This is a genomic window from Halorubrum gandharaense, from assembly GCF_054654575.1.
Map to the genome: position 1 here is coordinate 1,331,437 of NZ_BAAIET010000001.1, position 19,349 is coordinate 1,350,785.

19 protein-coding genes are annotated in these 19,349 nt (G+C 66.0%); 9 read left to right on the top strand and 10 right to left on the bottom strand.

Going from position 1 to position 19,349, the window contains the following annotated elements; genetic code table 11:
- Nucleotides 1-5 precede the first annotated feature (5 nt).
- Nucleotides 6-1,583: a flippase gene (locus ACYQ07_RS06335; protein ID WP_459878928.1), complete on the top strand. Its 1,578-nt coding sequence runs from the start codon at nt 6-8 to the stop codon at nt 1,581-1,583.
- Between the two features lie 105 nt (nt 1,584-1,688).
- Here the strand turns inward: ACYQ07_RS06335 and ACYQ07_RS06340 are convergent, their stop codons facing one another.
- The 6 genes from ACYQ07_RS06340 to ACYQ07_RS06365 form a co-directional block, all read right to left on the bottom strand.
- A complete protein-coding gene (locus tag ACYQ07_RS06340) occupies nt 1,689-2,168 on the bottom strand; it encodes a metal-dependent hydrolase (protein WP_459878930.1) in 480 nt (159 codons plus the stop codon).
- A 149-nt stretch (nt 2,169-2,317) separates the two neighbouring features.
- Complete coding sequence (locus ACYQ07_RS06345; protein WP_459878932.1) at nt 2,318-3,253, bottom strand: sulfide-dependent adenosine diphosphate thiazole synthase; 936 nt, start codon at nt 3,251-3,253, stop codon at nt 2,318-2,320.
- A gap of 540 nt (nt 3,254-3,793) precedes the next feature.
- Nucleotides 3,794-4,552, bottom strand: coding sequence for a DUF2103 domain-containing protein (locus tag ACYQ07_RS06350; protein WP_459878934.1), 759 nt, complete (start codon nt 4,550-4,552; stop codon nt 3,794-3,796).
- A gap of 52 nt (nt 4,553-4,604) precedes the next feature.
- Nucleotides 4,605-5,957: an AlbA family DNA-binding domain-containing protein gene (locus ACYQ07_RS06355; protein ID WP_459878936.1), complete on the bottom strand. Its 1,353-nt coding sequence runs from the start codon at nt 5,955-5,957 to the stop codon at nt 4,605-4,607.
- 47 nt (nt 5,958-6,004) lie between these two features.
- Entirely contained in the window at nt 6,005-7,132 is a 1,128-nt protein-coding gene (locus ACYQ07_RS06360; RefSeq protein ID WP_459878938.1) for an ArsA family ATPase, read from the bottom strand.
- 306 nt (nt 7,133-7,438) lie between these two features.
- A complete protein-coding gene (locus ACYQ07_RS06365) occupies nt 7,439-7,735 on the bottom strand; it encodes a DUF7565 family protein (protein ID WP_459878940.1) in 297 nt (98 codons plus the stop codon).
- Nucleotides 7,736-7,824: 89 nt separating this feature from the next.
- Between ACYQ07_RS06365 and ACYQ07_RS06370 the strand changes: the two genes are divergently transcribed.
- Entirely contained in the window at nt 7,825-8,601 is a 777-nt protein-coding gene (locus ACYQ07_RS06370) for a PHP-associated domain-containing protein (RefSeq protein ID WP_459878942.1), read from the top strand.
- Between the two features lie 18 nt (nt 8,602-8,619).
- Here the strand turns inward: ACYQ07_RS06370 and ACYQ07_RS06375 are convergent, their stop codons facing one another.
- The gene (locus ACYQ07_RS06375; RefSeq protein ID WP_459878944.1) at nt 8,620-9,111 is read right to left on the bottom strand and encodes a metal-dependent hydrolase; all 492 of its coding nucleotides are present in this window, start codon (nt 9,109-9,111) and stop codon (nt 8,620-8,622) included.
- A 205-nt stretch (nt 9,112-9,316) separates the two neighbouring features.
- Between ACYQ07_RS06375 and ACYQ07_RS06380 the strand changes: the two genes are divergently transcribed.
- Entirely contained in the window at nt 9,317-10,426 is a 1,110-nt protein-coding gene (locus ACYQ07_RS06380) for a pyridoxal phosphate-dependent aminotransferase (RefSeq protein ID WP_459880247.1), read from the top strand.
- Nucleotides 10,423-10,929 (top strand): PaaI family thioesterase, encoded by a 507-nt coding sequence (locus ACYQ07_RS06385; RefSeq protein ID WP_459878946.1) that lies wholly within the window; start codon nt 10,423-10,425, stop codon nt 10,927-10,929. Before ACYQ07_RS06380 ends, ACYQ07_RS06385 begins: the two co-directional genes overlap by 4 nt.
- 6 nt (nt 10,930-10,935) lie before the next feature.
- Here the strand turns inward: ACYQ07_RS06385 and ACYQ07_RS06390 are convergent, their stop codons facing one another.
- Nucleotides 10,936-11,580 carry a ferredoxin--NADP reductase gene (locus ACYQ07_RS06390; RefSeq protein WP_459878948.1) on the bottom strand — a complete coding sequence of 215 codons (645 nt, stop codon included), beginning with the start codon at nt 11,578-11,580 and terminating at the stop codon, nt 10,936-10,938.
- A gap of 342 nt (nt 11,581-11,922) precedes the next feature.
- Between ACYQ07_RS06390 and ACYQ07_RS06395 the strand changes: the two genes are divergently transcribed.
- The 3 genes from ACYQ07_RS06395 (at nt 11,923) to ACYQ07_RS06405 (ending at nt 15,967) form a co-directional block, all read left to right on the top strand.
- Entirely contained in the window at nt 11,923-13,668 is a 1,746-nt protein-coding gene (locus ACYQ07_RS06395) for a 2-oxoacid:acceptor oxidoreductase subunit alpha (protein WP_459878950.1), read from the top strand.
- Nucleotides 13,669-13,671: 3 nt separating this feature from the next.
- A complete protein-coding gene (locus tag ACYQ07_RS06400) occupies nt 13,672-14,535 on the top strand; it encodes a 2-oxoacid:ferredoxin oxidoreductase subunit beta (protein WP_459878952.1) in 864 nt (287 codons plus the stop codon).
- 202 nt (nt 14,536-14,737) lie between these two features.
- Nucleotides 14,738-15,967 (top strand): digeranylgeranylglycerophospholipid reductase, encoded by a 1,230-nt coding sequence (locus tag ACYQ07_RS06405; protein WP_459878954.1) that lies wholly within the window; start codon nt 14,738-14,740, stop codon nt 15,965-15,967.
- Between the two features lie 94 nt (nt 15,968-16,061).
- On the opposite strand, the gene ACYQ07_RS06410 is transcribed toward ACYQ07_RS06405, so the two are convergent.
- Nucleotides 16,062-16,730 (bottom strand): DUF6517 family protein, encoded by a 669-nt coding sequence (locus ACYQ07_RS06410; RefSeq protein ID WP_459878956.1) that lies wholly within the window; start codon nt 16,728-16,730, stop codon nt 16,062-16,064.
- Between the two features lie 161 nt (nt 16,731-16,891).
- Here ACYQ07_RS06410 and ACYQ07_RS06415 point away from each other — a divergent pair, with 161 nt between their 5' ends.
- Entirely contained in the window at nt 16,892-17,749 is an 858-nt protein-coding gene (locus ACYQ07_RS06415; RefSeq protein ID WP_459878958.1) for an aldo/keto reductase, read from the top strand.
- Between the two features lie 159 nt (nt 17,750-17,908).
- Nucleotides 17,909-18,649: a hypothetical protein gene (locus tag ACYQ07_RS06420; protein WP_459880250.1), complete on the top strand. Its 741-nt coding sequence runs from the start codon at nt 17,909-17,911 to the stop codon at nt 18,647-18,649.
- 45 nt (nt 18,650-18,694) lie between these two features.
- Here the strand turns inward: ACYQ07_RS06420 and ACYQ07_RS06425 are convergent, their stop codons facing one another.
- Nucleotides 18,695-19,255 (bottom strand): DUF7097 family protein, encoded by a 561-nt coding sequence (locus ACYQ07_RS06425; RefSeq protein ID WP_459878960.1) that lies wholly within the window; start codon nt 19,253-19,255, stop codon nt 18,695-18,697.
- Nucleotides 19,256-19,349 lie beyond the last annotated feature (94 nt).

Here is a 19,349-nt window from a genome sequence, read left to right on the forward strand (position 1 = left end):
CACCGATGACCGACGGAGCGGACGGCGGCAAGGAGACGAACGAGGTCGAGGATTCGCCCGCGAGCGACGCTCCCGCGGCGGGAGACGACACGATGGTCGCCCAGAGCGGCATCACCTTCGGCGGCGAGCTCGTCAAGAAGGCGTTCGGGTTTCTCGTCGTCGCCATCATCACGCGGCTGGTGAGCCCCGGCGTCTACGGGCTGTTCGTGCTGGCGACCTCCGTCATGCACCTGCTGCAGGTGTTCGCCAGCGCCGGGCTCCACCGCGCCATCGACTACTTCGTCCCGCAGTACCTCGCGGCCGGCGAACCCGGGAAGGCGCGCGGCGTCACCCTGCAGGTGTTCGGACTCCTCCTTTTCACATCGAGTCTGACGGGCGCCGCGATGTACCTCGGTGCCGACTGGCTGGCCGCGCTGTTCGACGAGCCCGCGCTCGCGGCGGGGTTGCGGATGCTCGCCGTCGCGCTTCCGCTGTTGGCCGTGTTCAACGGGCTCCTCGCCGGCTACAACGGGATCAAACGGCTGCAGTACCGGGTGTACGTCCGTGACCTCACCCGGCCCACGATCCGGCTGTTGACGACCGCGGCGCTGCTGGTCGCCGGCTACGGACTCCTCGGGATCGTCGGCGGCTACATCGTCGGGCTCACAGCGTCGATCCTGCTCGGCGGCGTGCTCCTGCTGAGACACGACGCGCTGAAGGGCGGCAATATCGCGTTCACGCCCGTCAAGGAGGTGCTGTGGTACGGGATGCCGCTGGCGCTCGCCGGCGTCATCTACGTCGTGATGGGCCAGGTGGACTACTTCGTCGTCGGCTACTTCCTCTCGTCGGACGACGTGGGGATCTACCGCGTCGGCTACATGCTGGCGGCGAACCTGCTCGTCTTCTTCTCGTCGCTCGCGCCGGTGTTCAAACCGCTCATCGCCGAGGAGCGCCGGGACGGCGACGCGGTCGCCGAGCGCTACCGCACCGCAACCCGATGGGTGCTCGGGCTCTCGTTGCCGGTTGCGGCGATCCTCGTGCTCGGCGCGGAGGTGTACCTCTCCATCGTGTTCACGCCGCAGTATACCGTCGCCAGCGGCGCGGTGCTGGCGCTGGTCGCCGGCTACCTCGTCAGCATCACCGCCGGCGGCCCCGACGGCGCCCTCCTGCAGGGGCTCGGCTACTCCCGGCTCGTCTTCCTCAACTCCGGCATCCTGCTCGTCGCCAACGTCGTGTTCAGCGTCCTGCTTGTCCCCGAATACGGCATTCTCGGAGCCGGGTTGGGGACGATGACGGCGCTCGTCCTGTCGGGGACTGCGGCGCTGTTGGAGGTGTACTACTACCGCGGCATCCACCCGTTCACGCTCGACCTCGGCCGGATCCTCCTCGCGTGGCTCCCGTCGCTGGTCGCCGGCGGACTGGTCGTGTGGCTGATTCCCGACCGGTTCGTCGTCGCCGCCGTCCTCCCCGTGGTCGTGTTGGTCACCTACGCGCTCGCCGGCCGCGCGACCGGAGCGCTTCGGCCGAGGGACCTTGCGGTCGCCGAGCAGGTGGCGCCCGAGGCGGTGGTTGCCAGGCTTCGGACGTTCGTCGACGCGGAGTGAGGCGGTTCGCGGCAGCTGAGTCGGGTCGGGGCAGTCAAGACGGTTCGGGGCGGGTCGGGTCGGGGCAGCCGAGGCGGCCGAGGGAGACCCACGCCGGCGCGGCACTCACGCCACGCGCAGCACGGACACCGATAGCGCGAGGACCCCGCCGGCGAGAAAGAGATAGTTGGCCAACGGATTCTTCGCCGGCGTCAGATCCAGCGTGAAGTGAAACGCCGACAGCGGGCGGAACGGCTGGATCCCCATCGGCGTGATGGCGTCGCCGGCGATGTGCGAACAGAGGGTAACCGTGACGACCGTCCCGACGAAGTGGGGAGTCCACGCGGGCACCGCGAGTCCGGTGGCGAGCGCGACGCCCGCCGCGACGAGGGCGGTGAGGACGCCCGCGACGACCGCGAACGCGAGCGTGTGGGTGGGGCCGCGGTGGGGGATGGGGAGCGACTGGTCCGCATCCGGGAGAGTGGCGAATCCGACGGCGAGAAGCCCGCCGGCGACCGCCAGCCCCGGCTGGCCGGCCTCCAGCACGAGCCCGGCGACCGGCGCGTACGCAAGCAGGGCGATCCCCACGTGTCCTCGCCAGTACATACGTCAAACTCGGCGGGCGAGACGCAAAAACCCCTCGCCGTTGGGGGTCGCCCATCGAGACGGGCGAGAAGAGCGGCGCGGAGCGGAGGACCGTCGGCGTGGACGCGGTTGCGGGTACGCCGACTCGTCGGCGGGGAACGGTGGCGACCTCAGTCGTCCGCCGGCGCCGGGGTGCTCGCCGTCGAGAGCGTTACGTCGGGTTCGTCGACCGCCAGCTCGTCGAGGGCGGCCTGTGCGCCCTCCTTGCCGGAGACGAGCATGGCGCCGAACGTGGGGCCCATGCGCGGGAGCCCGTAGGCGGTAGCGACCGCCATGCCGGTGGCGATCAGCCCGTCGTGGACGACGCCGGTGTCCTGGACGATGGCGTCCTCGCTCTCGCCGACCCACATGGAGTCGTGGCCGGGGGAGTCGTGGCCGGGCGCGCCGTACTCGTTCTCGCCGGTGTTGTCCATCCCGGTGTTGTGCTCCTTTGCGTGCTGGACGCCGGGCGCCTCGAGGACGCCGCGCTCGTCGAGCTTGCTCACGGCGACCGCGTCGTGGCCCGTCGAGTCGATGACGAGGTCGGACTCGACGGCGATCGGGTCGACGCAGGTGATCTCGCGGGGGAGCGCGTGGACGGGCGTCCAGTTCATCACGATGCCACCGACGCGGTGGTCCTCGCGGATCACGATGTCGGTGAACTCCGTCATGTTCTGCATCTTGGCGCCGGCGTCACACGCGGCCTTGATCAGCGCGGAACACGCCTCGGGGCCGTTCGCCACGTAGAGCCCCTCGGTGTCGGCCGCCTGCTCGTAGTCCACGTCGAGGTCCTCGAGGATCTCCTGGGCGGGCTCGCGGACGGTCACCTTGTTCATCAGGAAGCCGCCGAGCCAGAAGCCGCCGCCGAGGTAGTTGTTCTTCTCGACGACCATCACGTCGACGTCGCGCTCGGCGAGCTCCTTGGCCGCCATCAGGCCGGAGGGGCCGCCGCCGATGATGATGACCTCGGTGTCGGAGAACTCGAGGAACTCCTCGCTCCACTGCTGGCCGATCGCTCGGGTCACTTCCGCTTCGCCAACGTCGCTGAACTCGGTGAATCCTTGCATACAACTGGCTAATACCACACAGTACTCAAAGGTGTTCCGGTCGACCGCCAAGATTGGAGACGCTCGAACATCGAGAGCGTTTGCGGACTGAACCACCAGTGGTGGCGCGCCCGGCGAGCGCCCAGCGGGCGCGAGCCGGAGCGCGAGGGAGGCAGCGGTCGCCGGCGGCGCGGTTTCCCGCCGGCGCCCGCTGCCGAGGCTGGGGAGGCGTGAGGTGCGGTTGCTGTGCGGTGCGGGGCGGGACTCAAAGGGGCAGCCGGCTCCGGGAAGACGGGCGATGTAAGCACTCAAAAGGCCGGGTGGTGCCGAGAGGCCTTTTGAGCGCGCAACGAGCCCCTCAACCGGAGCCGGCTGGGGCTTTGGAGGTGTTTGCCGTCGTGCTCACCACTCAACCCGCTTATAAGGAGCCGGCTGGGACTTTGGCGGTCCTGTTCACGGAGCACACTGTCGCTTTTCAGACATACTCCTTATAAGCCGTCGTCTAGCCGTTCGTGACCGGTCACCCACTCAAAACCTGTTCGCACACCTTCTTCATAACCGCTACTCGTCCTGCAGCTCCGCCTCGCGAAGCGCCTCGTTGAGGTCCTCGCGGACGCGCTCGCCGGTCTCGCGGTCCATCGCCGTCGTCACGACGCGGTTTTCCTGCACGCTGGAGCCGTCGCGCAACAGCAGCCGCACGTTCCCGTTCGTCCCCGCGCGCGTCGCCTTCGCCCGCAACCCCGTGCGCGACCCCGTCCCGCCGGCGTCGATCGGCCCCGGGACGATCTTCTTGACGTGAGGGTGCTCCGCAACCGTCGCGATCGCCCGGCGACCTTTTCGGTCGCCGATGAGCGTCGAGTGCGATCCGCCGATCTTCTCGCGCGGCGGCGTCTCGACGACCTCCAGCGCGCGGTCGCCGCGCCGGTCGAGCACCCACTGAACGACGGCGTCCTCGTCATCGCCGCCGCCACCGCCACTACCCGCTTCCGGCACCCGGTAGAACTCGTGGTGCAACTGGGCGCGGGTCTCCCGTAGCGGCTCGCGCTCGCCGGCGGCGTACACGGTGTCGGGGCGCTTCCGCCGGATCTCGTCCGCAACGCGGCCCGCGAAGTTCCGAAGCTGCATCTCCGAGAGCTGCTCGTCGCTCTCCGGGCGCGTGGTGACCGTCGTGCGCCCGACGACCGACTCCTCGTCGAGCACCGTCAGCTCCGCGCGGTCCTCCGAGAACTCCACGACGACCGCGTCGCTGTTGGCGGTGTTGCAGGTGAGACAGTAGTCCCCCGGCTTCTCGAGCGGGGTTCCACACCGCCGGCAGTTCATGCGAGAGGGAGGGAGGTGAGGGGTAAAAGGGCGTCCGTTTAGTTTTAACAGGCTATTTACTTATCTCATCCAGCTTACTATTCATCTCTTCTAGTCGTTCTTCTATTTTGAACAATTTTTTATTAGGAATGTCGGAAGAAAACTCTTCCCAGTCATAATTTGATATAGTGCCTTCCCAAATTTGGTCACAGTATTCAAAATAGGTTCTATACGCGTCGTATGATTGTTTAGGATATTCAAACTTGGCATTGAAATTAATATGGACTTCAATGGTTCTCTTTTCCTTGTCATATTCACTTCCACTAAACCTGCCCGCATTTGAACTGGGATGCTCTGCTGGAAGGCTCATAGCAAGCATTCTCCATTGTATTTCAGCACTAACCTGAAATTCCCCATCCGAACTTATAGTAAACCCACTAAAGTTGTCATGTATGTCTAATTTAGAACCGGAAGGAATCCAGAATCCATTTTCTTTCTCATCACCATTATGAGATTCATTTTGTTTGATGAATTCCTCGGGATCAAAAGGAAGCGTCTCAATAATATCTTCGTACTTATCATCCAAATCTGGATAACTAATCTCCCCACCGTGGAAATCACAAACGGGATTCAAATCTTGATCATTTAATCTATTAATTATATTTTCTACCTGTCTTTCTGTATTTATATTATAAAGATCCCTCAATATAATTGTTGTCAATATTATTTGAAATGCAGTGTGATATTCTGTCAGTTCATGATCGGCTTCGGTTTGTGTTGTTATGAGCTCAACTATCTCGTCTCTTTGCCCTTCTAGGTCTGAATATACCTCATCAATCCAATGAAAATAGCGCGGTTGAGGATTGAGATCTACAGGGGACATATCTTCGGTATGTGAATATTTCACCACATTCTTCCGTTCGATAGTCTTTTTTGGACCATCTTCAAACAGGCTTACAAGTTCCCCGTCAGAGACTAGTCTCGTTGAATCACCGGATCGAATTCTATACTCCCGTTTCCGGATTTTGCCCTCACTCCGGTCTACGATAGCAACAGGAGGTAAATTTGTTCTTTGTTCAATCCTTAAAACGAACACACTACCTTCAGAAAGATCACCGCGATTTTCTGAATAGAATTCATGCGAGAAATTAATACTTGGGCTACATTTTGTGCTAACTATCTCTGATATTGTACTAAGACACATTTCTTCCTTGAGTTCTGCGCCTTCCGGATTCCCATCATCATTAACTCCAAAAACTAACCTACCACCTCTACGATTTGCAAAACCAACAATATGCTTTGCAATTTTATATCTATTTGATCCATCCGGATCCATCAAGAGCTGACTACTCTTGAAATCCAACCGGTCATTCTCATCGGAGTGTAATATTTCCCAGAGATCGTCATTTCTTATTAATATTTTCATGACTTACTCTTCAGACTACAGGATTAAATAGCTTTGACATATTTTCCTCAATCCAGACACGCCGCAACCACGCGCAACGCGGCCTCTCCCCGAACTTCGTCCGCTAACAGCGGCACTCGCTTCACGTCGCGGCCGCGGAAGAGGTCGGTCGCTTTTTGTAGCGCGTTCTGCTGAACGTCCCAGCGGCGCGCGCAGAACTCGCAGTTTTCGGGGTCGGGCTCGACGACCCACTCGGCGGGCACGTTGGCGACCTCGCTCACGCGCTCCATCACGCGGTTGACCACGAGGGTGTTGACGGGAATGTTGAACTCGTCGAGGCGCGCGACGAGGCGCTCGGACTCGACGACGCTCATCTCCTCCGGGATCATCACCACGCGGAAGTCGGTCTTCTCGGGGTCCTGCAGCACGGCGCGGAGGCGCTCGATCCGCTCCTGGAGCTCGTCGAGGTCGGCGGTCGGGTCGGCGCCGTCGTCGCCGGCGCCGAACGCCCCCTTCAGCCCGTCCATCATCCCCGAAAACTGCTGGCGGAGCTTCATCACGCGGCCGATCATCGAGTCCATGATCTCGGGCAGCTGCAGGAGTCGGAGCGTGTGGCCGGTGGGGGCGGTGTCGATGATGACGCGCTCGAAGCGCGGGTCGTCGAGGTACTCGAGCAGTTGGCGCATCGCGGCGGCCTCGTCGGCGCCGGGCATGGTGCCGCCGAGGAGCCCGCCGGGCGCGTCGTCGAACCCCTCGGCGGCGTCCTCCGCTGCGCCGCCCATCGGCCCCATGCCGCCCATCGCGTCGCCCATGTCGCCGAGTCCACCGAGGGGGTCGCCGTCGGCGCCGAACATGCCCTCGTCCATGGCGGCGTCGGGGTCGATCTCGGCGGCGAACAGCGGGAGGTCCTCGCGAATGCGCGCGGGCTCGGCCGGGATGTCGACGCCGAAGGTGTCCGAGAGGGAGTGTGCGGGGTCGGTGGAGACGACGAGGGTGGGGATGCCGCCGGCGGCCGAGGAGAGGCCGGTGGCGGCGGCCATCGTCGTCTTGCCGACGCCCCCTTTCCCGCCGTAGAGCACGTAGTCGGGGGCGTCGACGCCCTGCGGGAGGTCGGCGGTCTCGTCGGTGTCGAGTTCGTCGCCGGCGGTCGTCGCGTCCTCGACGCGCTCGACCGGTTCCACGTCGATCTCGTCCATACCGGGAGTCGTGGCGGGGCGTTTGTGTACCCGTCGGTCCACGACGCCGGGGTGGTGGAGTTGGTTCGGGAGTGGTTGTGTGGGGGCGTCGGGCGCGGGCGCCGTTGACCTCACCCTCCCCAGCCTCGGCCGACGACGGCCGCGGGACCGCACCGCTCCGCCGCGGCCGCCGTCGGCCTCCCTCGCGCGCTCCGTCGCCGGCGCTTCGCGCCGGCTTCCGGGTGCGCGCGCCAGCGTGGAGGAGTCCGAAAGCGTGGGCTAGGAAGTGACGTGCAGAGAACGGGTTCAAGGAGACTGCGGACTGCGTTACGGGTGTTCGTCGAGGTGCTCGACGACCGCCTGGAGGTCGGCCTGCTGTTCCACGTCGCGTTTCACCTCCTCGCGGCGGCGCACCGCGGAGGAGTCGGCGTCATACGCGCGGACGTACTCGGCGCGGGTGTGCTCGTCGAAGGCGTGGCGGATGGCGAAGTAGCCGTCGGGGACGATGGTGCCACACACCTTGCACTCGTGGCGCTCGTGGTCGGTCGTCTGGTGGATGATGACCGACTCCACGTCGTCGAAGGAGGCGTCACAGCCGCCGATACCACACGTCCAGCGGGACATACAGGAGGGTGTCGGCCGAGTGGGATAACCGTTTTCCCCGGAGCCGCAGGAACGACACGCCTTTGCGCAGGCGGGCGTACGGTTCGTGCGTGACCCGACCTCGAACTCGCGTCGACGCACACGTGAAGGTGCTCGACGACGCGGTCGTCGCCCGCGCGAAGGAGCGCGGCGTCGACGCGCTCGTGTACGCGCCACATTTCACTCGTCTGCCGACGATCCGTCGCCGTGCCGAGCGGTACTCCGACGACGAGCTCACGGTCGTACCCGCACGCGAGGTGTTCACCGGAAACTGGGGGAACCGCCGCCACCTGCTCGTGCTTGGACTCTCCGATCCCGTCCCCGACTACATCACCTTCGAGGGGGCGATGGCGGAGTTCGACCGTCAGGACGCCGCCGTGCTCGTTCCCCATCCCGAGTTCGCGACCGTCTCGCTCACCCAACCGGAGATCGAGGCGCACGCCGGCCGGCTCGACGCGCTGGAGACGTACAACACGAAACTGCTCCCGCATCAGAACGCCCGCGCCCAGCGGATCGCCCACGACGCGGGGGTTCCCGGATTCGGCTCGTCGTACGCGCACCTTCGTGGCACCGTCGGCGAGGCCTGGACCGCCTTCGAGGCCGACCTCGATGACGAGGCGGCCGTCGTCGACGCGTTCCGCAACGGGCTCGACCGCACCGTCGTCCACCGTGCGGGCGCCGGCCACCGGCTCCGCGGACTGGCGGAGTACGCGCATCTCGCCTACGAGAACACGTGGGCGAAAGCCGACCGGATCTTCCTCTCGGGTGACGAGCCGACGCTCCCGACGAACGTCGCCTACGAGGGGCGGTTCGACGACGTGAGCGTGTACGACGGCGGCTCCTTCTGACCGGCAGTTTTGTCCACGTTAGACGCCGACTCCCGCGACCGCCGAGGAGATGTCGGCGTCGAGCTCGACGACGTAGGTGTGGACCGCCCAGAACGCGGCGATCTCGATGGCGGTGATGATCACCGTCACGAGGTCGGCGTACTTGCTGCTCGTCGTCACGCCGAAGGGGAGCGAGAACTCCTTATCCGAGAGCGGGTGGAAGAGGGCGATCCCCCGTCGGCTCCCCACCAGGTCGAGGATGTAGTGGGTGAGCACGCCGATCCAGACGTAGTGGAGGTTGTTGAAGACGATGGGGTATGCGACGATGACGGCGAGCACGGGGAGGCTGTGGAGCGTTTTGCGGTGTTTGCCGAAGGCGGTGTCCACGTCGGGAAACAGCGCACCGAGGATGATGGGGACGGAGATCTGCGCGATGGTGGTCGCCGTCGCCATGTCGGCGCCCGGCTCCAGGACGAACCCGAGCCCGAGCGCGAGAAGCAGGGCGTTCAACACGTGGCCGCGTTTGTTCATGGTCGCCGGTCGGCGGGCGGGGACTCAAGTGTTGTCCAATTCGACGGGCGCGGGTGCGGTTGTGGTTGTGGTTGCGGTTGCGGTTGTGGTTGTGGTTGCGGTTGCGGTTGTGGTTGCGGTCGCGTCCCCCGACCGAGGCGGCGCCGAGCGCTCGCGTGCTGCCCATGCCGAAAGAGCCACGGAACTCCCCGACGACGGGTTCGGCATGGAGTACGAGGAGCCGAAGTTCTTCCACGTGATGGAGTATGCGGCCGCGGCCGACGGCGACGTCATCGACATGGTGAGCGGCAATCCCGACTGGGAGCCGCCGGCCGCGCTCCGTGAGGGGCTCGCGGAGTACGCGGAGCTGGACTCCGCGGCGTTCCAGTACCCGCCGAGTGAGGGACTCCGCGAGCTGCGGGAGGCGATCGCCGCCCGACGCGGCGTCGATTCCGGGCAGGTCGTCGTCACCAACGGAACGGGTGAGGCGAACTACCTCGCGATGGCGCGCGCGTTCGAGCGCGACGCCGGCGACGAGGCGCTGTTGATGGACCCGGTCTACCCCTACTATCCCGGCAAGACGGAGCTGCTCGGCGGGACGCCCACGCTCGTCCCCACGGAGCGCGACGGCGGGCTCGATGTGGACGCAATCCGGGCGGCGGCGAGCGACGACACCGCGCTGATCGTCCTCAACACGCCGAACAATCCCACCGGGGCGGTGTACGACATCGAGAAAGTACGAGAGGTGATCGAGCTTGCGGAGTCGGTCGACGCGCTCGTGATGGCCGACGAGGTGTACGACCACTTCGATTTCACCGGCGAGTTCGAGTCCGCCCTCTCCGTCGACTCCGACCACCGGATCGTGACGAGCGGTTTCTCGAAGTCGATGGCGATCACGGGATTCCGCGTGGGATACGCGATCTTCCCCGAGGAGCATACCTTCCCGGCGAAGGCGCGCCACATGCTCGTCAACGTCGCCGGCGCGCGCCCGTCACAGTACGCCGTTTTGCGCGCGCTCCACGACACCGACCCGGAGTACTACGCCGACTCTCGCGAGCTGCTCGACGAGCGTGTGGAGGCGTTCACCGACGCGCTCGACGACGCGGGCGCCGAGTACTCGCGGCCCGAGGGCGCCTTCTACGTGCTCGCTCGATTCGACGATTTCCCGGGGACGATGGAGAACGTCAAGCGGCTGATCGACGAGGCCGGCGTCGCGGGGATGCCCGGTGAGACGTTCGGCACCGCACGCAGCGACTGGATCCGGTTCGCGCTGGTGACGCCGCGGGCGGTCGAGGCCGCCGAGCGTCTCGTGGAGTTCTTCCAGAACCGGCCATGACAGGGGATCACGACGGCAACGGTGGGGGCGGCGGGGGCGACGGGGGAGATCGCGGAAGCGCGGGGGACACGGACGACCCGATCCTCGACTACTTCAACCGGAGCCCGTACCGCAACCTGCTCGATATCACGATCACGGCGGCGGGCGACGGCGCTGCGGAGGGACGGCTCGACTTCGGCGACAAACACTCCTCGAACCGCCGAAGCCGGATCGGCCAGGGCGGCGTCGCCTTCTCGCTGGCCGACAGCGTGGCGGGCGCGGCGGCGACCGCGCTCGTCGGCTTTCCGACGCCGACCATCGACTTCCGGATCGACTACCTCGCGCCCGCGACCGGCGACCTGTTCGCGACCGCCGAGGTGGTGCGGGAGGGCGGCGAGACCGCCGTCGTCGACGTCGAGGTCGTCGCCGCCGATGGCGAGGCGGTTGCCACCGGCCGCGGCGTCTACAAGACGAGTGACCTCCCCGACGACGCACCGTGGGACATCGATCAGGGGAACGAGTAGCGACCGCTATCCGAAGTTCTCGACTTTCGCGGCGTCGGCGTCGCCGCCGGCGGCCTCGATGGCGGCCTCGGCATCGGCGACGAAGTCGGCGAAGCCGTAGACGAAGGCGGCCTCTCCCGTCGCGCCGGTGAGCACGTCGGCGACCGGCTCCGTCAGGTCGGCGTTGCCCGCCAGCAGGTGAACGACCACGCCGTTCTCGCGGAGCGCGCCGATCCGCGCCTCGTGGGCGGGCTCGTCGTCGCGGTAGACGAGCGCGGCCTCGTTACCGCTCTCGATGGCGGCCTCGGCGATCGCGACGGCGGCGCCGATGCCGGGCCCGCCGGCGAGCACGACGGCGCGCTCCTCGCCCGCGTAGTGGTCGTCCCCGTAGGGGCCGGAGAGGTCCATCTCCGTGCCCGGTTCGAGGTCGGCGAGGAACTGTGAGAACTCCCCGCCCTCCTCGAGGTCGATGCCGACGGTCACCTCGAAGGTGCCCGTCGTCGACGGCGACGAGAGCGTGTAAAAGCGGGCGACGGACTCGCCGTCGAGCTCCGTGCCGAGCTTCACGAACTGACCGGGCTCGGCAGCGAACCCCTCCGGGGTCGAAAAGCGGATCGCGTAGGTGTCCGGGCCGACTTCCTCGACTGCGGTGACGGTAACGGTGGCGTCCATGCACTCCGGTTGTGGGGTCGGGCACAAACGCCTTGCCGTCCCGGCCGAGCTCGCCGTCCGGCCCTCGTATTCGTGTCCGCCGACTCCCACCTGTCTCCGCTCCGGAAGACGAATGCGTGCTATCCCGGAGTTTAAACATCGACAAACGTCGAAAACACCACCCGACGGAGAGTGGGTGCCGGTCAAAAATTGGTGGACGTATGGGCAGTATATGCCGGATTATTTTGCGTGTTGGTTCTGTAAAGCGTCAATTCTCGCCTCTTAGAATTCATTCGTCCAAAAACTCCATCGTGGCTCCTTCCAGAAGCCTTTTGATTGGTCCGGTGGAAGCATCGGAATAGCATGGCTGCGGACTTCAACTGGGCCGTCGGCGGGGAGGCCGGCGACGGCATCGACTCGACGGGCAAGATCTTCGCCCAAGCGCTCTCCCGGTCGGGTCGACACGTGTTCACGTCGAAGGACTTCGCCTCGCGGATCCGTGGTGGGTACACCGCGTACAAGGTGCGAACGTCCGTCGACAAGGTACAGAGCGTCGTCGACCGACTTGACGTCCTCATCGCGTTGACGCCTCGGACGATCGACGAGAACCTCGACGAGCTGCACGATGACTCGGTGATCATCTACGACGGCGAGCGCACGACGATGCAGAACGCCGAGATCCCCGAGGAGATGGTCGGGCTCGACGTGCCCCTCAAGCGGCTGGCCGAGGAGGCCGGCGGCGCCATCATGCGCAACGTCGTCGCGCTCGGCGCCGCGTGTGAGGTCGCCGACTTCCCCATCGAGAACCTCGACTCCGCGCTCGAAAAGCGCTTCAAGGATAAGGGCCAGAAGCTCGTCGACAACAACAAGGAAGCCGCCCGCGCGGGCCAGTCGTACGTCGCGGAGGAGTACGACCACGAGTTCGACTACGCGCTGGAGACGACGGACAACGACTACGTCCTCCTCAACGGGGACGAGGCGATCGGCATGGGTGCCATCGCCGCCGGCTGCCGCTTCTACGCCGGCTACCCCATCACGCCCGCGACGGACGTGATGACGTATCTGACGGGACGCATCGAGCAGTTCGGCGGCCACGTCGTGCAGGCCGAAGACGAGCTCTCCGCGATCAACATGGCGCTCGGCGCCGCTCGCGGCGGCGCGCGCTCGATGACGGCGACCTCCGGGCCCGGCATCGACCTGATGACCGAGACGTTCGGACTGATCGCGACGAGCGAGACGCCGCTCGTCATCTGCAACGTGATGCGCTCGGGCCCCTCGACGGGGATGCCGACGAAACAGGAGCAGGGCGACCTCAACCACATGCTGTACGGCGGCCACGGTGAGATCCCCCGGTTCGTGCTCGCACCGACCACCGTCGCGGAGTGTTTCTGGAAAACCGTCGAGGCGTTCAACCTCGCCGAGAAGTACCAGACGCCGGTGTACCTCACGGCCGACCTCTCGATGGCGGTCACCGAGGAGACGTTCTCGCCCGACGCCTTCGACATGGACGAGGTTGAGATCGACCGCGGCTTCGTCGTCGACGAGTCCACCATCGACGACCACCAGACGGAGACGGGCGGCTTCACGCCGCACGAGATCACCGAGGACGGCATCTCGCCGCGCGCGTTCCCCGGGACGGCCGGCGGCGCTCACATGTCCACGGGCCTCGAACACGACGAGCAGGGTCGTCGGACCGAGGACACCGACATGCGCGTCGAGCAGGTGGACAAGCGCGACCGGAAGGTCGAGACGGCGCAGGCTCGGGAGGACTGGAGCCCGCGCGAGTTCGGCGACGCGGACGCCGACAACCTCGTCATCTCGTGGGGGTCGAACGAGGGGGCGATCGTCGAGGCCCTCGACCTCCTCGCGGACGACGGGGTCGACGTGCGCGTGCTGTCGGTGCCATACATCTTCCCGCGGCCGGATCTGACCGACGCCGTCGCGGACGCCGAGAACACGATCGTCGTGGAGTGTAACGCGACGGGCCAGTTCGCGGACATCGTCGAACACGACGTGTTAGCGCGCGTCGACCGCATCAACAAGTACAACGGCGTGCGATTCAAGGCTGACGAACTCGCAGACGACATCAAAGCGTCCCTGGAGGCGTAACCCATGAGCTCAGACATTCGATTCACCGACTTCAAATCCGACAAGCAGCCCACGTGGTGTCCCGGTTGTGGCGACTTCGGCACCATGAACGGGATGATGAAGGCGCTGGCGGAGACGGGCAACGACCCCGACAACACCTTCGTCGTCGCCGGCATCGGCTGTTCCGGAAAGATCGGCACGTACATGCACAGCTACGCGCTGCACGGCGTTCACGGCCGCGCGCTCCCCGTCGGCACGGGTGTGAAGATGGCGCGACCCGACATCGAAGTGATGGTCGCCGGCGGCGACGGCGACGGCTACTCCATCGGCGCGGGCCACTTCGTCCACGCCGTCCGGCGAAACGTCGACATGACGTACGTCGTGATGGACAACCGGATCTACGGGCTCACCAAGGGCCAGGCCTCGCCGACCTCGCGTGAGGACTTCGAGACCTCGACGACGCCCGAGGGCCCCAAACAGCCCCCCGTCAACCCGCACGCGCTCGCGCTCGCGTCGGGCGCGACGTTCATCGCCCAGTCGTTCTCCTCGGACGCGCTGCGTCACCAGGAGATCATCCAGCAGGCGGTCGAGCACGACGGCTTCGGCTTCGTCAACGTCTACTCACCGTGTGTGACGTTCAACGACGTCGACACGTACGACTACTTCCGCGACTCGCTCGTGGACCTCAAAGAGGAGGGCCACGACCCCACGGACTATGACGCCGCCAAGGACGTCATCCTCGACTCCGACAAGGAGTATCAGGGCGTCATCTATCAGGACGAGAACTCGGTGCCGTACCACGAACAGCACGGCGTCGACGAGGACATGTCCGTCATTCCGGACGGCGCGCCGGAGGGCGCGACCGACCTCGTCCGCGAGTTCTACTGAGCGCTCGGACCGCCAGTCACCGCGGTTTCGGTTTTTTGTCCCGCTCGACCGTGAGCCGCAGTCTCGGCGAGCGCCCGCGGGCGCCGGCAGCCACGGAATCCCGTCGTCGCTCGCTCGTCAAAAACGGCCGACTGAGCGGAGTTGCTCGGGAGTTCCGGACGGATTCAGCAACACTAATTACCCGGACCTATATTGACGGTGTATGGTTGACCGCTACGACGTCGTGATCGCGGGTGCCGGGCCTGCAGGTGCACAGTGCGCCCGCGATCTGGCTGCCCGGGACTACGACGTCGTCGTTCTCGAGACGGAGCCCGAAGACGAGTTCCCGCGACAGAGCAACAAGTCCACCGCGGGCACCTTCCCCTCCATGATGGCCTCGTTCGGGATCCCCGACGACGTGGTGATGCAGTTCACCGACGACGTAGTCCTCGAATCGCCCAACGAGTACTACGAGACGTACAATCCCGGCGCAGTCCTCGAATTCGCCGACTTCAAGAACTTCCTCGTGGACGACGGCCGCGAGAAGGGCGCCGAGTACTCCTTCGACGCGCGGGTTTCCCGCCCGATCCTCGACGATAACGGCGTCATCGAGGGCGTCGTCTACAACGGCGACGAGGAGGTGTACGGCGACGTGGTCGTCGACGCCACCGGGCCGGCAGCGCCCATCGCCAGCGCGCTCGACGTCGTCGACCTCGAACGCGAGAACCAGGCGATCGGCATCGAGTACGAGATGGAGGGCGTCGAGCTCGACCATCCCGACTACGCCGACCTCTCGGACGCGATGATGCTCCGACTTGACCACGACATCGCGCCCGGCGGCTATTCATGGATCTTCGCCGCCGGCGACGTGACGAAGGTCGGTCTCTGTTACATCCAGAACGACCGTCACCGCGAGTTCGCCGACCAAGGTCAGACGATCGACGGCTATCTCGAGGGGTGGCTCGACAACGATCCGCGATTTGCGAACGCCGAGAAGATCGAGGGCGCCGTCCACCGTGGCTCCGCACACATCCAGCGGCCCGACCGCATGCACACGGACTCGTTCGTGGCGATCGGCGACACGGTTCCCTCCATCGACCCGCTGTGGGGAGAGGGGATCCACAAGGGAATGAGGTCGGCGCGGGCGGCCGCGATGGCGATCGACCGGTGTCTCACGGACTCCGACCAGCCAACCGACGCCGAGCACCTCGCCATCTACGACAAACTCTGGAATCGGGACGTTGCGCCGAACATGTACAACCGGCTGATGCTCACCCGGCTGCTGTATCTCGCGCCCAACGAGCGCTACGACCGGTTCATGCAGGATCTCAAGCGCACCGACGACGACGTCCTCGCGCGGGCCAACCAGGGCGACAAGCGGGCGATGGCGAAACTGCTCCACCTAAGCGACGCTCCCCTGCTGGCGAAGTTCACGCGAGAACACGTCCTCTAAGTCCGCGCATCGACCCCGAAGCACCCGCGCCCGCCGGCGGGCGCTACGCGGAGCCCGATGTGGCCGGTGTGGACGGTGTAGCTTCGGATCGTTCCTACGCCGCGCCGTGCTCGACCGACTCCATCAGCGACAGCAGTGTGTCGCGCTCGGCGACCGCCTGCGGGTGCACGCCCACCAGGACGACCATGTCGTCGTCGTGTGACACCGTCGCGAGGTGGAGATACGCCGGCACCGAGTCCGCCTCACCCGCCTCGCTCTCCTCGACGAGATCGGCGTCGACATCCACCGCCGTCTCGAAGGTGACCGCCTCCGTCTCCTCGCCGAGGATCGTCATGTCCGTCGTCTCCTGTCTGTCGAACTCGTCGGCGTCCACGTCGGCGTCGGTTCGGTCGCGGAACTCCCCGAGGAGGCGACGGAGAAACTCGGAATCGCTGCCGTGGACCAGCGGGTTGACCGAGTGGCCGGCGACGGTCGCGTCGGGCGTGCTCGCGACGAACAGCGCGGCGCTCCGGTCCGGATTGGCGTACTGGGCGAGCCACGTCGTCGCGGTGACGGTGATGTCGGCGCCGGCGACGGTCGCGTCGGTGTCGAGGGTGAACGACTCGGGCTCCTCGCCCGCGTATCCCGCCTCCTCACTCGCGTCCGCCGGCACGCCCGCGGGCGTCGCGTCGAACTCGTAGTGGCGCGCGTCGTCGTCGAGACATCCCGCGAGGAGCCCGACCGGGGGTCCGGAAACCGCCGCGAGGACGCGTCTGCGGTGCATGTGGTCACGTAGGCGGCGCGGGACTGATAAGCGTGTCTCGGGGCGCTCCCGTGTGCGAATCGTGGGGGCTATCGGCCGATCGAGTGTGGAGGGTGAGGGGGAGAGCGATCCGACCCGCAGCTGCCATAACGCCTTTCCGGAAACCGGTCGTTCCGTCGAACATGGCAGACGAGATCGAGGTCACGACCGTCGAAGGTGCGCCAACCGCCGACGCCGTTCCCGAGATCGGTGGGATGCCGATGCTCGGGCTCGGCACCTGGCAGAACACGGACCCCGAGGTGTGTCCGGACACCGTCGCCGACGCGCTCGAACTCGGCTACCGCCACATCGACACCGCACAGGCGTACGACAACGAGTCGCTGGTCGGCGACGGCATCGAGAAGTCCGCCGTCGACCGCGAGGAGGTGTTCCTCGCGACGAAGGTGTGGATCGACGATCTCGGCTACGAGGACGCCATCGAGAGCGCCTACGAGAGCCTCGAGAAGCTCGGCACCGACTACGTGGACCTGCTGTACGTCCACTGGCCGTCCCGGACGTACGATCCGTCCGAGACGCTGGAAGCGTTCGACGAGCTGGTCGAGGAGGGCGTTACCGACCGGATCGGCGTCTCCAACTTCGAGCCCGAGCAGCTGGCGGAAGCCTGCGATCGGACCACCCACTCGATCTTCGCCAACCAGTTCGAATGCCACCCGCTGCTCCACCAGGAGGGCGTCATCGAGGCGTGTGACGACCACGACGTGAACCCGGTGGCGTACTCGCCGCTGGCCCGAACCGAGGTGTTCGACCTGCCAGAGATCGACGACGTGGCCGCCAAACACGACGTGCCGCCCGCACAGGTGAGCCTCGCGTGGCTCCGCCAGCGGGGAATCACGGCGATCCCGAAGTCCGCGAGCGCCGACCACATCCGCGACAACTTCGCGTCGCTGTCGCTCCGGCTCGACGAGGCCGACATGGAGAAGATCGGGAGCATCGACCGGACCGAACGCCAGATCGACCCCGACTTCGCGCCCTGGAACTGACGCCGGCGGTCGCCGGCCGTCGCCGGTTGTCCACTCGCGCTCGCCGTTCGCCCGCTACCGGCGCTCGTTGACCACCTGCCGCCACGTCGTGAGGCACAAAGTTCACGTCACCACGCCTGCGAGTTGGAGTCGATGGAACGACGAGGGCAAACCGGACTGCTGGAGGCGCTTTTGATGGACGTCGTCCGGCTCCACGAGACGTGGATGGAGATCGCCTTCCCCAGACAGCTCGACCCGAGCGCGGTGCTGGGGAAGTGGACCCCCGAGAGCGGACTCCAGAAAGTCGCCTACTACCTCTGGGCCGCGCTCGGCGTTCCGCTCGTGATCGTCGGCTATCCGCTGTTGTTGGTCGGGTTTGCCACCCGGTTTTACGCCGCGAAGCTCGACTCCGCGGTGACGCGATTCGGCGTGCTCGGCGCCGTGGTCGTCGCTACCGTTCTCTGGGGGACGCTGACGCTGGTCTCGTACCTGCAGCTGCCGTTCGACGCCGTGATCGCGGTCGGCGCCGCCAGCATCGTCGCCGTCGTCTCCGCGGCGCTCGCCGCCGGCTTCTCGAAGGTCGGCGGCCGGTTCGTGAGCGTCGTGCTCGCGTACCCGTTCGCGATGACGGCGATCTTCCTCCCGCCGGTGGTCGCCGCACTCGTCACGCCGACGCTGGGGAACGTGATCCTGCCGGCGAGCTACGACCTCGCGCGCTGGCTGCTCGACACGTTCCTCACGGTTGGGGGCATCAACGAAACGCTCCGCGGCGCGTTCGACCTGGAGACGTTCGGCGAACAGTGGGGGCTGCCCGGACTCGGCTACGTGCTGATGTGGGTCGCGATCTCCGTGCCGCTGGGCTGGTTCCTCGGCGTCCTCGTCGCGCTCGCGAACCTCATCCGGCCGCGCCCGGATAACTGAGGCGACTCGCTCGTCCGGCGACCGACGACCGACGACTGCCGGGCGTTACGGGTCGCGCCCGCGGCCGAACCGCTCGCTTGCGCTCTCGAAGGCGGACTCCTCCAGCTCCTTCGTCCGGCGTCCTTCCCGTTCGGCGACCGCCTCCGGATCCGGGCTCGCGTCGTCGTCGATGCGGCCGAACGAGTTGTGAACCTTGCTGTGACACCAGCGACACAGCGAGACGGTGATCTCGTGCGGGCCGGCGCCAGCTTCGTCCTCGTGCTCGCCCACGATCGGCTCGCGGCTCGCGTCGCCGTACGACAGGTGGTGCTCCTCCAGCAGGGGGCGGGCGTCGTCGTGGGCCATCCGAACCTCCCCGAGTCCGCATCTGACACACTCCTTCCCGTCGGTAGTCGAGCGATAGTGGGGACACGCGTGCCACTCACCGTCGGCGCCGACGTGACAGGCGTAGCCGTCGGCCCGGCGCTCGGCGGCGAACGCGGCGTCGTTACCCGTGTGATTCAGCGCATACCGACAGCGACCGTCGTCGGTGAGGTGGTCACAGACGCCGGCGACCGCGTACGGGTCGTCGACGCCGACGGGCGTTCCGTCGGGCGTGCGTTCCATGTCGGTTCTCCGGGCTCAACCCACTTGAACGCCGGCGTCCGGCGGATGGGCGGTCGACAAGTGGCGCCGCCCGGCTGGCCGGTTCGACCACCCT

Bases quoted from the DNA above. Each gene is read 5' to 3' on its own strand.
- ACYQ07_RS06350 (WP_459878934.1), bottom strand. From the start codon at position 4,552: ATGAACTGCCGGCGGTGTGGAACCCCGCTCGAGAAGCCGGGGGACTAC.
- ACYQ07_RS06380 (WP_459880247.1), top strand. From the start codon at position 9,317: ATGGAGTACGAGGAGCCGAAGTTCTTCCACGTGATGGAGTATGCGGCC.
- ACYQ07_RS06385 (WP_459878946.1), top strand. From the start codon at position 10,423: ATGACAGGGGATCACGACGGCAACGGTGGGGGCGGCGGGGGCGACGGG.
- ACYQ07_RS06425 (WP_459878960.1), bottom strand. From the start codon at position 19,255: ATGGAACGCACGCCCGACGGAACGCCCGTCGGCGTCGACGACCCGTAC.
- ACYQ07_RS06395 (WP_459878950.1), top strand. From the start codon at position 11,923: ATGGCTGCGGACTTCAACTGGGCCGTCGGCGGGGAGGCCGGCGACGGC.
- ACYQ07_RS06355 (WP_459878936.1), bottom strand. From the start codon at position 5,957: ATGAAAATATTAATAAGAAATGACGATCTCTGGGAAATATTACACTCC.
- ACYQ07_RS06415 (WP_459878958.1), top strand. From the start codon at position 16,892: ATGGCAGACGAGATCGAGGTCACGACCGTCGAAGGTGCGCCAACCGCC.
- ACYQ07_RS06410 (WP_459878956.1), bottom strand. From the start codon at position 16,730: ATGCACCGCAGACGCGTCCTCGCGGCGGTTTCCGGACCCCCGGTCGGG.
- ACYQ07_RS06390 (WP_459878948.1), bottom strand. From the start codon at position 11,580: ATGGACGCCACCGTTACCGTCACCGCAGTCGAGGAAGTCGGCCCGGAC.
- ACYQ07_RS06405 (WP_459878954.1), top strand. From the start codon at position 14,738: ATGGTTGACCGCTACGACGTCGTGATCGCGGGTGCCGGGCCTGCAGGT.
- ACYQ07_RS06360 (WP_459878938.1), bottom strand. From the start codon at position 7,132: ATGGACGAGATCGACGTGGAACCGGTCGAGCGCGTCGAGGACGCGACG.
- ACYQ07_RS06365 (WP_459878940.1), bottom strand. From the start codon at position 7,735: ATGTCCCGCTGGACGTGTGGTATCGGCGGCTGTGACGCCTCCTTCGAC.
- ACYQ07_RS06345 (WP_459878932.1), bottom strand. From the start codon at position 3,253: ATGCAAGGATTCACCGAGTTCAGCGACGTTGGCGAAGCGGAAGTGACC.
- ACYQ07_RS06400 (WP_459878952.1), top strand. From the start codon at position 13,672: ATGAGCTCAGACATTCGATTCACCGACTTCAAATCCGACAAGCAGCCC.
- ACYQ07_RS06340 (WP_459878930.1), bottom strand. From the start codon at position 2,168: ATGTACTGGCGAGGACACGTGGGGATCGCCCTGCTTGCGTACGCGCCG.
- ACYQ07_RS06375 (WP_459878944.1), bottom strand. From the start codon at position 9,111: ATGAACAAACGCGGCCACGTGTTGAACGCCCTGCTTCTCGCGCTCGGG.
- ACYQ07_RS06335 (WP_459878928.1), top strand. From the start codon at position 6: ATGACCGACGGAGCGGACGGCGGCAAGGAGACGAACGAGGTCGAGGAT.